Below are 14,115 nucleotides of genomic sequence, written 5' to 3' on the forward strand. Positions count from 1 at the left end.
ATGCGACAGCCACGCGGTGCGGTACGACTGATCGGAGCGCTCGCTGCGGGCACGCTGGCCGCCGGGTTGATGGTCGGCTGCTCCAGTAAGAACCAGGTTCCCTCCATCGGCTACGCGACCGATGCCACCATCGCCACCTATAACGGCGGCAGCACGCTCGGAGCGAGTTCCGGGTCGTCGGCGGTGTTCTCCCGGGTGCTCACCGGCTTCTTCTACACCGGTCCGGACGGCCAGCAGGTCGCCGACACCGACTTCGGCACCGCCAAGGAGGTGCCGGGGGAGTCGCAGACCATCCAGTACCGCCTCAACCCCGACGGCGTGTATTCCGACGGTGTGCCGACCTCGTGTGACGATTTGGTGCTGGCCTGGGCTGCCCGCAGCGGGCGGTACACCAAACCTGGTGACCGCGGCGCGGTTCCGCTCTTCGACGCCGCGAGCACCAGCGGCTACGACGACATCGAGCGCGTCGATTGCCAGCCCGGTTCGCGGGATGCCACGGTGGTGTTCCGACCCGGTCGGCGTTACCTGCCGTGGCGCACTCTGTTCACGGCGGGCGAGCTGGTGCCGGCGCACGTCGCGGCCCGAGTCGCGAACGTGCCCAATGTCGTGTCGGCGTTGCAGACCGGTGACCCGAACGCGCTCGGCAGGATCGCGGAATTCTGGAACACCGGATGGGTCATCCCGGCCGACGGCCGGCTGGACCTGTCGCGGTTCCCTTCGTCGGGGCCGTACCGCATCGAGTCGTTCGGCAGCGAGGACGGCTTGGTGCTGGTCGCCAACGAGCGGTGGTGGGGCAACAAACCGGCGACCGGGCGAATCGTCGTCTGGCCCAAGACCTTCGACCTGAAGCAGAAGGTCGGCGACAACGCCGTCGGCGTGCTCGACATCGGTGCGCATTCGGTGAAAGACCTGAATCTGAACGGCTTCTCGGTGCAGACCATGCCGGGCCGGGGCGCCGAGCAACTGGTGCTGGCGACCGGCGGCGTGTTCGCCTCGGTCGAGGCGCGCCGCGCGTTCGCGTTGTGCCTGCCACGTCAGACGCTGTTCGACAAGCTCGGCAAGGCGCCGGACGCGCCGAAGACCGGTCTCGGCTCCGGCCCGCTCGACGCGCATGTCGTGCAGCAGGACTCCCTGTTCTATCCGGCGGTCATCGGCGCGGCGAACAAGTACTCCGGTGGCGACGTGGCGAACGCGACCAGGGCGGTCGCGGCCTCCGGTGCGCCGAACCCCACCGTCCGGATCGGCTATCAAGGTCCGGACGATCGCCGCGCGCAGACCGTCGCCATGATCGCCGAGGCCTGCAAACCGGCGGGCATCACCGTGGTGGACGCCGGTGCGCCCGACTTCACTCCCACCCGGCTCACCGAGGGCAAGGTCGACGCCGTCCTGGGCAGCACCGCCGCGGTGCCCGGTCCGGCGGGCTCGCTCGGCGGCGATGCCGCGACCAGCGCGTTGCGCACCGGTAGCGGGCTCAATTTCGGACGGTTCGGCAACGGCCGTTACGATGCGATCACCGATCAGCTCGGGGCCGACGACAACGCGGCCGTACAGCTGAATCTGCTCACCGAGGCGGAGAATCTGCTGTGGGCGGAGCTGCCGAGCATTCCGTTGTTCGCCACCCCGCGCACGATCGCCTTCGGCAAGGGGCTGCGCAACGGGATCGCCGCCCCCACCCAGGCCGGATCCGGCTGGAACATGGACCGGTGGGTGCTCGAGCGGTGACCGACGGTGTGGGTGATGGGATCATGGAGAGGTGTCGATGAGTAAGCACGCGGCAATCGAATCCGCGGACGTAGCCGCCGAACGGACCACCAAAGCCGCCGAGGTGGTCGACCGTTTGACCCGTTGGCACGACGACTTTCCCACGGCCGGTGTGCGTTTCGCGGATCTCACCCCGGTGTTCGCCGACGCCGAGGGCTTCCGCGCCGTGGTCGACTGCTTGGCCGCGTGCGCGCCCGACGCCGATCTGGTGGCGGGTGTCGACGCCCGCGGCTTCCTGCTCGGCGCCGGTGTCGCCGCATCCCTCGGCACCGGCGTGCTCGCGATCCGCAAGGCGGGCAAGCTGCCGCCGCCGGTGATCAGCCGCGAATACAGCCTCGAGTACGGCACCGCCGCGTTGGAGATTCCCGCGGACGGCATCGAATTGGCGGGCCGTCGCATCCTGTTGCTGGACGACGTGCTCGCCACCGGCGGCACGCTCGCCGCCGCCGCCGAAATCTTCAAGCAGGCGGGCGCCGAGGTGGCCGCCGCCGCGGTGGTGCTGGAACTCGGCTTCCTCGGCGGTCGTGCACGGCAGGGCGACTACCCGCTGACCTCCATCGTCCAGCTCTGAGCCATGCCCTGGATCCGCTCGCCACTCGCAGCGGGTTGCGCGTAGCGGAAATCCGTTGCCCGGGACCGCGGTGGCTGTCAGGATCGCGGCATGTGAGCTGACGAGCCGCCGCGCCGGATGATAGCCGCGGGGGAGTTGGATGCGGCGGCGCGGGCTCTCCCCGAGGAACGTCCCTATCCGCTCCCTGCGGCCGCGTCCGCCATCATCGGCGCGTCGTCCTGAGGCGGACGTGTGATCCGAATTGCACTGGCGCATTCGCCGGAGTTGTGGTTAATCTGGACAGGTCTTATCCCCGTTGATCGGAGTTCTGCCGTTGCTCATTTGAGGTAGCCACTCGTGCGGCCCGCATTCGCGCGCCGTCAATCGTCGCAACCTCCAGGAGCAGGCATGACCAATCTGTCTTTTTCCGATCTCACTTTCGGCTGGCCGGACGGCACCCCCGTTTTCGACGGCCTCGACGCCGTCCTCGGTCCCGGTCACATCGGCCTGGTGGGCGGTAACGGTGCGGGCAAGTCCACTTTGCTGCGGTTGATCGCAGGGGAGCTGAAGCCCGTTCGCGGGTCCGTCACCGTCACCGGGCATCTCGGGTATCTGCGCCAGGATCTCGGCCTGGGTGCGGGGCAGCGCGTCGATGCGGTGCTGGGCATCGCGGAGGTGCGAAAGGCATTGCACCGCATCGAGTCCGGGTCGGGCGGTGAAGCCGACTTCGATCTGGTCGGTAATCACTGGGATGTCGAGGAACGGGCGTTGGCGTTGCTGGCCCGGCTCGGACTGCACTACGTCGCCGACTCGGTGGAGCAGCTCGATCGCACGCTCGACACCCTCTCCGGCGGCGAGACGGTGCTGCTCGGACTGATCGCCGAGCTGCTCGCCGAGCCGGACGTGCTGCTGCTGGACGAACCGACGAACAACCTGGACCGGGTGGCGCGCGCACGGCTCTATGAGGTGGTCGGACAGTTCTCCGGCACGGTGCTCACGGTCAGCCATGATCGTGAGCTGCTCGAGCGGATGACCTCCATCGCGGAGCTACGCCACGGCGAATTGCGGCTGTTCGGTGGGAATTTCAGCGAGTACGAGCGGATCGTCGCCGCCGAGCAGGAAGCGGCTCGTGCCGCGATCCGCGACGCGCGCAGCGATGTCCGCAAGCAGGCCCGCGAACTCGTCGAGGCGCGCATCAAGCTGGACCGCAGGCAGCGATACGGGCAGAAGATGTGGGATCAGAAGCGCGAGCCGAAGATCATCATGAACGAACGCAAACGGCAGGCGCAGGTGTCGGCAGGCAAGCTGCGCAACAACCACATCGAGAAGCTGGACACCGCCAAGGAACAGCTCGAGCAGGCCAAGGAGCTGTTGCGCGACGATCGGGAGATCCGGGTGGAGCTACCCGGCACGCGGTTGTATCCCGGCCAGGACGTGATCGAGCTGGACCGGGTCGAGCTGGCGTGCGGGCCCACGGTGACGTTGCGGGTGTCCGGTCCGGAGCGGATCGCACTGACCGGCCGCAACGGCGTCGGCAAGACGACGTTGCTGCGGCGCATCGCGCAGGAGGGGCCGAAGGTGCCGTGGCGGATGCTGCCGCAGCGGCTGGACGTGTTCGACGAGCGGCGATCGGTCTTCGAGAACGTCGCCTCGACGGCGCCGCACGCGTCCGCGGAGCGGATCCGGGCGCAGTTGGCCCGCTTCCTGTTCCGTGGCGCGGACGCCGACGTCGCGGCCGCCGCGCTGTCGGGAGGTGAACGGTTGCGCGCGGCGCTGGCCATGCTGCTGCTGGCCGATCCGGCGCCGCGACTGCTGCTGCTGGACGAGCCGACCAACAATCTCGACCTGCCCAGCCTGGAGCACCTGACCCAGGCGCTGGCGAGTTTCGAGGGCGCGCTGATCGTGGTCAGTCACGATCCGCGTTTCCTCGACGACATCGGGGTGACTCGTCGTCTCGAGCTCACCGCGGAGGGATTAGCGGAGACGCTGGTGACCTGACCCGCCGGCGCCGCCGGGCACGGCAACCGTCCCCCCGCTGCGTCCGGACGGAGGCCGAGCCGGCAGCGGTGCCCGACAGCGGGCCGGCGTGACGAACCGAGCGGGCTCGGCGGCGATGCACGCCCACCGGTTCGTCGCGCCCGGCTCCGATTCGCGTCGTCGAGGTGATACCCGAAGCCGCTGCGCACGTGGACGGAGGGGAGTCGGGGCTGTTGGTTCGAGATTCTCCAGCAACTCCGGGCAGATGGCGCGGCCGCGGCGAGCGGGTCCAGGAGCGGGAGGATTACGCGGCCTGGGCCGCTCGTCGGACGGCGCCGAGATTTCTGAACAGGCGGGGCGCCAATCGCACCGCGAGATAGGTGAGCGCCGGCCACGGACGCAGGTGTGGCTGTAATGTGCGGACGCGGCCCTGCTCGTCGAGCCCAAGCACCAGCGCTTCGGTCAGCCGGAACGGTCCGATCGTGGCGGCGGCCAGCAGGACGCGCCGCGCGCCGTCGCCGATCTCCTCCGTCCAGCGCAATCCGGTCAGGCTGCCGTAGGCCGCCGAGAGCAGCACGCGCAGATCGTCTCGGCCGCGGAAGACCAGCCGACCGGACAGCGGCGAGATCAATTCGGCATCGGGCGCGAGCACCCGCGTCAGCGCATCGATATCGCCGCTTTCGGTTGCCCTGCGGAACTCGGCGATCGTGTCGGACATAGTGGTCAACCCCTCAGCTCGTCGATGGGCTCGAACCTAGTGCAGGTCACTTGCAAAAAGCAATGGACTAGACTGATCGAATGCCCAAGGCCGCTTTCTCCGACATCGTCTGCTCGATCGCGCGCACGGTCGACGCGATCGGCGAGCGCTGGACACCGCTGATCCTGCGCGACCTGTTCGTCGGGCTGACCCGCTTCGAGGATCTGCGCCGCGATCTCGGCATCGCCTCCAATGTGCTCGCCGCTCGACTGGATGCGCTGCAGGAGTACGGCATCGTGGAAAAGCGCGCGTACCAATCGCATCCGGTTCGCTACGAATACCTGCTCACCGAATGTGGCCGTGACCTGTATCCGGTGCTCGCCGTGTTGATCACCTGGGGAGACAAATGGCTGGCGGGCGCGGAAGGCCCGCCTGCCGTCGTGGTCCATCGCGAGTGTGGTCGGCCGACGTCCGGCGTGGTGGTGTGCCGGGAATGCGGCGAGCCGCTCACCGCGGGGAATGTTCGGTGGCTGTCCGGCCCGGGTGGACGGCAAGGCCCGGGAACGATGCTGATCGGCGGACTGCTCGAAGCCGGGGATGCCGAGGGCTGACCGGCGCTCGTACGTCCCAGCGGCTCCGGGTTTCTGCATCGAGGATGCGGACAGGTGCGCGTGCCGGCCCGGTAGCTCGGGTGCGCGGCCGATGTCCGCGGTCCTTGACCGCCCTAGTTTTAGTCACTTACACTAAAACTGAGAGAGGACGTGATCACATGGGATACGGAAACTGGGACGACTCCGCCTACCGCGCGGCGAAGACCTTCCGCGCCGCTCGGGGCATCGACGACTTCGGCTACACCGCCGACATGCGGGCCGAGCCGCACGCCGAGTGGCGGGTGCACCCGACGCTGGATCCACTCGGCGTCACGGTGCGCGAATGCCGGGATTCGGCCGAGCACGGCAGCTCACTGCCCATCGCGGTGCTGTTCGACGTCACCGGATCGATGGGGCGGGTGCCGCGGATCATGCAGGACAAGCTGGGTACCCTGCACGGTCTGTTGCGGCGCAAGGGCTATGCGGACGACCCGCAGATCCTGTTCGGCGCGATCGGCGACGCGGACACCGACCGCGTGCCGTTGCAGATCGGCCAGTTCGAATCCGACAACCGGATGGACGAGCAGTTGCGCGCCATCTTCCTGGAGGGCGGCGGCGGTGGGCAGAAGTCCGAAAGCTACGAACTGGCCGCCTACTTCCTGGCGACGCACATCGCGACCGACGCGTGGGACAAGCGGCGCAAGAAGGGCTATCTGTTCCTGATCGGCGACGAGCTGAACAAGCCGCGGCTGGCCTCCCGCCACATCCGCGCCGTCATCGGCGACAGTGTGCGCCAGGACATCTCAGTGGAATCCATCTACCGCGAACTCGCCGAACGCTGGCACGTGCACTACATCCTGCCCAACCAGTCCAGCTACTTCCACGACCCGGAGATCGCCGAGCACTGGCGTGAGCTGCTCGGCCAGAACTTCCTGCGCCTGGACGACCCGGCCGCGGTGTGCGAACTCATCGCGCTGACGATCGGATTGGCGGAAGGTCGCGTCGACCTGGCCGCCGGACTGGCGGACTTGCGGGATATCGGGTCCGTGGCCGAGGCCGCGTCGGTGGGCAAGGCGCTCGGGGCCGACGGCGGGCGAGCGCGGGCATTGCCGCGCGGCCGCGGGTGAAGCCGGGGCGCACGATGTTCGGGTCGCACATCATCGTCGTGGATCTCGGTTTCGGGGACGCGGGCAAAGGCGCGACGGTCGACTGGCTCTGCGCCCCCGAGTCGGGATTCCAGGTCGCCGCCGTGGTCCGGTTCAACGGCGGGGCGCAGGCGGCGCACAACGTGATCGCCGACGGACGGCATCACACGTTCGCGCAGTTCGGATCGGGGACGTTCGCGGGCGTCCCGACACTGCTGTCGCGCCACATGCTTGTCGAACCGATCGCGCTGGCCGCCGAGGCGCGTGGGTTGGCCGCGCTGGGCGTCCGGGATCCGCTGTCGTTGTTACGGGTCGACGGGCGGGCATTGCTCACCACGCCGATCCACATCGCCGCCAACCGTGCCCGCGAGGATGCGCGGGGTCACGCGCGGCACGGTTCGTGCGGCCGTGGGATCGGCGAGACCGCAGGGTACGCGCTGGTGCACACCGCACCGACCGTGTCGGATTGCCTGCGACCCCGGGTGCTGCGCCGCAAGCTGCGGGAGCTGGCGGCGTGCTACGGGCCGCTCATCGCGTCGAGCGAACATCGTTACGAGCCGATCGATGACCTGGTCGAGATGTACCGGGAGTTCGCCGCAGCGGTCCCGATCGTCGGCGACGACCAGCTGGCTCGGTTCGCGCGGCGCGGCACGGTGGTGTTCGAAGGCGCCCAAGGCGTCCTGCTCGACGAGTGGCGCGGGTTCCATCCGCACACCACCTGGTCGACGGTCGAGCCGCGCAACGCGCGCGCGATGCTCGCCGAGATCGGCGCGCGCGGTGATGTGCTCGGCGTCACCCGCACCTATCAGACCCGCCACGGCGCGGGCCCTTTCCCCACCGAGGATCCGGGCCTCGCCCTGCCCGAGCCGCACAATGCGGCAGGCCGCTACCAAGGCGAATTCCGTCTCGGGCACTTGGACACGGTGCTGCTGCGCTACGCCATCGAGGTCTCGGGTGGTGTCGATGGTCTCGCCGTCAACCACTTGGACGCGCCCGGAAGGCGTTACGCCGCAACCGGTTACACCGTGGACGGCATCGCCTGGGACCGGGTGCCCGCCGGACGCGGGCAGGACCTGGACCACCAGCGGGAGTTGACCCGGTTGCTCTCGCGCGCCGAGCCCGTCCTCGCCGAAATGCCGGACGACCCGGTGCCGTGGCTGGCCAGGACGCTCGGTGTGCCGGTCGTCCTCACCGCCGACGGCCCCGGCCGCCGCCACCGCACCCGCACGGCGTATCTCGTCGCGGCGTGATCGTCCGCGAAGACATTCCGCGAGACGGGTCCGCCTGCCGCGTGGCGGTTCGGGCAGGATGGGTGGCCGTGGAGCAGTCCGTTGTGTCGGTGGATGTCGTGGCGTTGCGGTTCTGGGACGAGGACGGTGGCGTCCGATTCGGGATCGCACCCCGGGCGATGGAACCGTTCGCGGGGCAGCTCGCCTTGCCCGGCGTGCTGCTCGGACGTGGGGAGCGGCTGGCCGTCGCGGCACGGCGCGCGGTGCACACCAAATTGGACGTCCCGGAGGCCGCCATCGGGTCGGTGGGGCAATTGGTGACCTTCGACGAACCGAACCGCGACCCGCGCGGGCCGACGCTCTCGATCGCGATGTGGGCGGTGGTGGGACCGCACGAGGGACCAGCGCGGTGGACCGCCTTCGACGAGGTGCCCGAACTGGCCTTCGACCACAATCGCATCGTCGCGGTGGCCCGCGGTGTCCTGACGCGGTTGCTGTGGAAGGACCTGACATTCACCAGGGCCCTGCTCGGCGAGGAATTTCCGGCGACCAAGGCGGTGGAGGCCGTCACAGCGCTGTCCGGAGCCCGTCCCGACGCCGCGAACCTGAACCGGACGCTGGCGGCCATCCCGGGCCTGGCGCGCACCACCGAACGGCGTCGCGTCAAAGCGACCGGCCGACCCGCGGCGGTATGGGCCTTCGGCGCGCAGGAGTGAACGACAGCGCGGGATGTCGCGTCGAGGTCGATCGAAGGGCCTGCGGTCAGCGGCGCGGTGCGTACATGATGATCGCGACCCCGACCAGGCAGATCGCCGCGCCCAGATAGTCCCAGCGATCGGGGCGGAACTTGTCCACCAGCATGCCCCAGGCCAGCGATCCCGCGACGAAGACACCGCCGTAGGCGGCGAGTATACGGCCGAAGTTCGGGTCCGGCTGGAAGGTCGCGACGAAGCCGTAGGCGCCGAGAGCGAGAACGCCCGCGGCGATCCAGACGACGCCACGCTGTTCCCGCCAGCCCTGCCACACCAGCCAGGCGCCGCCGATCTCGGCGAGCGCGGCGAGGGCGAACAACAGCAGCGAGCGGGCGACCGTCATCGCGGGGACGGTACTTGCTCGCGATCCGTCGGACGCGAGCCAGGGGCGACCTCATAGACGGCGTAGGCGCGCCCGAGCACGGGGTAGGAGACGTTGCGCACCGGCACGCCGCCCTGGGTGCGCCCGAATTCGGTTCCACCGTGGGCATGTCCGTGGACGGCCAGCACCGCTGCGCCCGCGTCGAGGGCCACGGCCAGATCGTGGCAGCCGAGTCCGGCGTAGATCTTGGGCGGTTCACCGGCCAACGTGTCGATGACCGGCGCGAAATGCGTGAGCGCGATGCGGGTTTCGCAGTCGAGCTGGTCGAGTGCCTGGTGGAGGCGAAGGGCGTCGAGTGGGCCGCGGCGCATGCGGGCGCGGTGTTCGGCGGAACCCTCCTCCGGTGTGCCGGGATGGCCCGGGAAGCCGCCGCTGCCGCCCATGACTCCGGCGATGCCCACCCGGATTCCCCCGATGTCGAGGCTGATCGCGGTGCCGTCCAGCACGTGGACGCCCAACACGGTGAGCTGTGCCGCGATCAGATAACCCGATCGTTGATCATGGTCGTGATTGCCGAGCACGGCGACCACCGGTACGGGAAGACCGTCGAGTTCGGCACAGAGCAATTCCGACTCCGCGCGGGTGCCGCCATCGGTGAGATCGCCTGCCAGTAAGAGGATGTCGGCGTTCGCGGAAAGGCGCAGGAAGTCGGGACGGAAACGTCCGGCGACCGCCGCGCGCATATGCAGGTCGCCGACGGCGGCGACGCGGAGGCATTCGGTGCTGCGCGCTGCGGTCACGACGGCCAGTCGGCCACAGCGGCGAAGGCGTGTCAAGCGATGGTGCGGAAGCCGGGCGCGACGGTCGATCGGCAGACGGATCCGGAACTCGACGTTCACCTGGCCGCGACCGGCCGTGAAGTTCGGATATAGCTTGCCGCTATTCCTTGTTCAGAGCGTGTTCAGTGAGGCTACCGACAGTGTGGCCCTCGATGAAACGTCCATGAACACTGCCGTGGCGGGCTATCGCGTCTGCCCGCCGGTCCCGCATGGTCGCGGTATGAGCCGAGCGCGACTGCTGTCCAAAGTTGTTGCCGCCGCGGCGGCCGTCTTCCTTCCACTGGCCGCGACCGGAGTCGCCGAGGGGGAGGCTCCGACGGCCAAGGTGGTCGTGATCGGTCTGGACGGCTTGATGTACGGCAAGGTCGAGCAGGTCCGGGCGCCGAATCTGCTGCGGCTGAGCGGAGAAGGCTTGCTGAGCCGGTCCTCGATCGCTCCGCACATCACCATCTCGGGTCCGTCCTGGGCCACCGTGCTGACCGGCGTGTGGGATCGCAAACACGGCATCACCGACAACCGGTTCACCGCCACCCCGTTCGCGCGGTACCCGACGGTGTTCACCCGGCTCGAGCGGGCTCGACCGGCACTGAAGACCCAGTCCATCGCCACCTGGGACCAGATCGCCACCATGACCGGCAGCGGCGACCCACGCGCCGACGTCGTCGTCTCCACCGCGCCCGTGCCGGACGACCCGGACGAGTCCCGCACCGACGCCGCCACCACCGACGCCGCGGTCGCCGCGATCGGCCGATTCGCGCCCGACCTGTTGTTCACCCATCTGGACCAAGTCGACCGCGCCGGTCACGACGCGGGCGGCGCTTCGCGGGCCTACCTGGACGCCGTCACGCGCATCGACGCTCTGGTCGGCCGCATCCTCGCCGCCGTCGACGCCCGCGCCGCCGCCCATCCCGCCGAGCGGTGGACCGTACTCGTCACCGCCGACCACGGCCACCTGCCCAGGGGCGGGCACGGCGGCCGATCCGCGGACGAGACGACCAACTTCGTCATCGCTCGCGGCCCGGACTTCCGGCCCGGCGCCACCAGTACCCGAGCGACCCTGGTCGACATCACCCCCACGGTGCTCGACCTCCTCGACGTCGCCCCCGGCACCGACCTCGACGGTCACTCCCTGCGCCCCGACCCCGCGCGGACGCCGTTGTCCGAACCCCTGCCCGCCGCGATCCGCTGATCTGCCCTCGCCCGGCCTCGTCTGCGGGCCGGCGCTCCGATCCGCGGGTCCGATACGTCCGGTTCCACGAGCCGGGCAAACTCGCCCGGATGCAGTCGAAGGGTTGTTGCCGCAGGTGAGACCGCATATCAGTGGTGGGGGTTCGCAGGATGGCTACCGCGTCCGGCGCATCATGAGCGTCCGGTATGGGACGGTTGTCAGGAGTAGTCCGGACCTCGGCGTGCCCGCGTGCGTTCTCCGTCGCGACACCCTCGTGCGCATCCTTGGTTCGCGGAGCGGACGTTGCCGCTGCGCCCGGACTAAAGTTGGTGGTCCGGGAGGTTGCACCGGTCGGATAGGGTGGTCCGATCGAGGCGCGGAGAGGTGGTGGCATGACTCAGCATCTGGGCGAGGCGAAGGTCGAGCAATCGACGTCGGGCCCGCAGCCGAACGGTGCGGGCGCCACCGATGCCGCGAAACCGCAGGCGCCGGCGAACGCGACGCCTGCGCGTCAGCCGGGCACCTCTTCCGCGGTCCCGACCTCGGCCTCGCGCCGGGTGCGGGCGCGCTTGGCCCGCCGCATGACCGGGCAGCGCGGTATCGCCGCGGTCAAGCCGGTGCTCGAGCCACTTGCCACCGTGCACCGCGAGCTGTACCCGAAGGCCAACCTGACGCTGCTGCAACGCGCGTTCGACGTGGCCGACGAGCGGCACAAGCATCAGTTCCGCAAATCGGGTGATCCCTACATCACCCATCCGCTCGCCGTGGCCAACATCCTCGCCGAACTGGGCATGGACACCACCACGCTGGTGGCCGCTCTGCTGCACGACACGGTGGAGGACACCGGATACAGCCTCGAACAGCTCACCCAGGACTTCGGCTCCGAGGTCGCCCACCTCGTCGACGGCGTCACCAAGCTGGACAAGGTCAATCTGGGCGCCGCCGCCGAGGCGGAGACCATCCGCAAGATGATCATCGCGATGGCCCGCGACCCGCGCGTGCTGGTGATCAAGGTGGCCGATCGGCTGCACAACATGCGCACCATGCGTTTCCTGCCGCCGGAGAAGCAGGCGAAGAAGGCCAAGGAGACGCTGGAGGTCATCGCTCCGCTCGCCCACCGCCTCGGTATGGCGACGGTGAAATGGGAGCTGGAGGACCTCGCCTTCGCGATCCTGCACCCGAAGAAATACGACGAGATCGTCCGGCTGGTCGCCGACCGCGCGCCCTCGCGCGACACCTACCTGGCGAAGGTGCGGGCCGAGATCGTCAACACGCTGGCCGCCTCCCGGATCAACGCGATCGTCGAGGGTCGCCCGAAGCACTACTGGTCGATCTACCAGAAGATGATCGTCAAAGGTAAGGACTTCGACGACATCCACGATCTGGTCGGCATCCGCATCCTGTGCGACGAGGTGCGCGACTGCTACGCCGCCGTCGGCGTCGTGCACTCGCTGTGGCAGCCCATGGCGGGCCGGTTCAAGGACTACATCGCCCAGCCGCGCTACGGCGTCTACCAGTCGCTGCACACCACCGTGGTCGGACCGGACGGCAAGCCCCTGGAGGTGCAGATCCGTACCCAGGACATGCACCGCACCGCCGAGTTCGGCATCGCCGCGCACTGGCGCTACAAGGAGACCCGCGGCAAGCACTCCAACGACACCGCCGAGGTCGACGACATGGCGTGGATGCGCCAGCTGCTGGACTGGCAGCGGGAGGCCGCGGACCCGGCCGAGTTCCTGGAGTCGCTGCGCTTCGACCTGAAATCGCCGGAGATCTTCGTGTTCACGCCCAAGGGCGACGTGATCACGCTGCCGCAGAAGTCGACCCCCGTGGACTTCGCCTATGCCGTGCACACCGAGGTGGGGCACCGCTGCATCGGCGCCCGGGTGAACGGGCGGCTGGTCGCGCTGGAGCGTCAGCTGGAGAACGGCGAGGTCGTCGAGGTGTTCACCTCCAAGGCGCAGAACGCAGGACCCAGCCGTGACTGGCAGAACTTCGTGGTGTCCCCGCGCGCCAAGGCGAAGATTCGCCAATGGTTCGCCAAAGAGCGGCGCGAGGAGGCGCTGGAGAGCGGCAAGGACCAGATCTCCAAGGAGGTCCGCCGCGTCGGGCTGCCGCTGCAGCGGTTGATGAGCGTCGACGCGATGACCGCGGTGGCCCACGAGCTGCACTACACCGACATCTCCACGCTCTACACCGCCGTCGGCGAGCACCAGGTCTCCGCGCACCACGTGGTGCAGCGGTTGATGGCGCAGCTCGGTGGCATCGGCGACGTGGAGAACGAGCTGGCCGAGCGCTCCACTCCGTCGACGACCCCGAGCAGGCAGCGGGTCACCGGTGACGCTGGCGTGCTGATCCCCGGCGCTGCGGGCACCGTCGCCAAGCTGGCGAAGTGCTGCACTCCGGTGCCCGGCGACGAGATCATGGGCTTCGTGACCCGCGGTGGCGCGGTGAGCGTGCACCGCACCGACTGCACGAACGCCGGTTCCCTGCGGGAGCAGGCCGAGCGGATCATCGAGGTGTCCTGGGCGCCGTCGCCGTCCTCGGTGTTCCTGGTCGCCATCCAGATCGAGGCGCTCGATCGCACGCGGCTGCTGTCGGACGTGACCAAGGTGCTGGCCGACGAGAAGGTCAACATCCTGTCCGCTTCGGTGGCCACGCACGGCGACCGGGTGGCGATCAGCAAGTTCACCTTCGAGATGGGCGATCCGAAACACCTGGGGCACCTGCTGAATGTGGTGCGCAACGTGGAGGGCGTCTACGACGTCTACCGCGTCACCTCCGCTGCTTGATCATCCGCGCCTCGACCCGCGAGTAGCTGTCAAATAGCTGACGGCTCAAGGTGTTTCGGTTCCCGCAAAGCCGGTTTCGGGCTTGCCATCCGGGGCGGACTGTCGGAAACTTGTCGGACTGAAACCGGGAACGCGCCAGCATATGGTGCGTTCATTTCGGTGTGTCGTGGAAGTTTTCCGCCGATGCGGCAGTAATAGCCGGAATCTGTTACCGTCTATTGCGTTTCATGGCGTTGAGGTACCTGCGGCAGACGACTTGATTGCGGATCGCTATGACTGGATACACGGCAAGA

12 protein-coding genes are annotated in these 14,115 nt (G+C 68.8%); 9 read left to right on the top strand and 3 right to left on the bottom strand.

Annotation, left to right across the window (positions count from 1 at the left end; genetic code table 11):
• The 3 genes from ACGF7Y_RS04175 to ACGF7Y_RS04185 all read left to right on the top strand — a co-directional run bounded on the left by ACGF7Y_RS04175 (window position 1) and on the right by ACGF7Y_RS04185 (window position 4,309).
• A complete protein-coding gene (locus ACGF7Y_RS04175) occupies window positions 1-1,722 on the top strand; it encodes an ABC transporter substrate-binding protein (protein ID WP_393228969.1) in 1,722 nt (573 codons plus the stop codon).
• Between the two features lie 37 nt (window positions 1,723-1,759).
• Entirely contained in the window at window positions 1,760-2,332 is a 573-nt protein-coding gene (locus ACGF7Y_RS04180; RefSeq protein ID WP_051175335.1) for an adenine phosphoribosyltransferase, read from the top strand.
• 387 nt (window positions 2,333-2,719) lie between these two features.
• A complete protein-coding gene (locus ACGF7Y_RS04185) occupies window positions 2,720-4,309 on the top strand; it encodes an ABC-F family ATP-binding cassette domain-containing protein (protein ID WP_393228972.1) in 1,590 nt (529 codons plus the stop codon).
• Between the two features lie 283 nt (window positions 4,310-4,592).
• Here ACGF7Y_RS04185 and ACGF7Y_RS04190 read toward each other — a convergent pair whose 3' ends face one another.
• Window positions 4,593-5,006, bottom strand: a complete 414-nt coding sequence (locus tag ACGF7Y_RS04190) for a nuclear transport factor 2 family protein (RefSeq protein ID WP_393228974.1) — start codon at window positions 5,004-5,006, stop codon at window positions 4,593-4,595.
• A gap of 80 nt (window positions 5,007-5,086) precedes the next feature.
• Here ACGF7Y_RS04190 and ACGF7Y_RS04195 point away from each other — a divergent pair, with 80 nt between their 5' ends.
• From ACGF7Y_RS04195 to ACGF7Y_RS04210, 4 genes are all read left to right on the top strand, one after another.
• Window positions 5,087-5,596, top strand: a complete 510-nt coding sequence (locus tag ACGF7Y_RS04195) for a winged helix-turn-helix transcriptional regulator (protein ID WP_393228976.1) — start codon at window positions 5,087-5,089, stop codon at window positions 5,594-5,596.
• Between the two features lie 158 nt (window positions 5,597-5,754).
• Window positions 5,755-6,702 (top strand): hypothetical protein, encoded by a 948-nt coding sequence (locus ACGF7Y_RS04200; protein WP_393228978.1) that lies wholly within the window; start codon window positions 5,755-5,757, stop codon window positions 6,700-6,702.
• Window positions 6,703-6,716: 14 nt separating this feature from the next.
• The gene (locus tag ACGF7Y_RS04205) at window positions 6,717-7,970 is read left to right on the top strand and encodes an adenylosuccinate synthetase (protein WP_393228980.1); all 1,254 of its coding nucleotides are present in this window, start codon (window positions 6,717-6,719) and stop codon (window positions 7,968-7,970) included.
• Window positions 7,971-8,038: 68 nt separating this feature from the next.
• Window positions 8,039-8,665 (top strand): NUDIX hydrolase, encoded by a 627-nt coding sequence (locus ACGF7Y_RS04210; RefSeq protein WP_357032478.1) that lies wholly within the window; start codon window positions 8,039-8,041, stop codon window positions 8,663-8,665.
• A gap of 46 nt (window positions 8,666-8,711) precedes the next feature.
• Here ACGF7Y_RS04210 and ACGF7Y_RS04215 read toward each other — a convergent pair whose 3' ends face one another.
• Together ACGF7Y_RS04215 and ACGF7Y_RS04220 are read right to left on the bottom strand one after the other, a co-directional pair.
• Window positions 8,712-9,044, bottom strand: a complete 333-nt coding sequence (locus tag ACGF7Y_RS04215) for a YnfA family protein (protein WP_040867681.1) — start codon at window positions 9,042-9,044, stop codon at window positions 8,712-8,714.
• The gene (locus ACGF7Y_RS04220; protein ID WP_393228982.1) at window positions 9,041-9,823 is read right to left on the bottom strand and encodes a metallophosphoesterase; all 783 of its coding nucleotides are present in this window, start codon (window positions 9,821-9,823) and stop codon (window positions 9,041-9,043) included. The genes ACGF7Y_RS04215 and ACGF7Y_RS04220 overlap by 4 nt, the downstream gene beginning before the upstream one ends.
• Before the next feature lie 259 nt (window positions 9,824-10,082).
• Here ACGF7Y_RS04220 and ACGF7Y_RS04225 point away from each other — a divergent pair, with 259 nt between their 5' ends.
• Entirely contained in the window at window positions 10,083-11,051 is a 969-nt protein-coding gene (locus tag ACGF7Y_RS04225; protein WP_393228985.1) for an alkaline phosphatase family protein, read from the top strand.
• Between the two features lie 371 nt (window positions 11,052-11,422).
• On the top strand, window positions 11,423-13,822 hold the full coding sequence (locus tag ACGF7Y_RS04230; RefSeq protein WP_393228988.1) for a RelA/SpoT family protein: 2,400 nt from the start codon (window positions 11,423-11,425) through the stop codon (window positions 13,820-13,822).
• Window positions 13,823-14,115 lie beyond the last annotated feature (293 nt).

This window comes from Nocardia sp. NPDC047654 (genome assembly GCF_043205035.1).
Taxonomy (GTDB): Bacteria; Actinomycetota; Actinomycetes; order Mycobacteriales; family Mycobacteriaceae; genus Nocardia.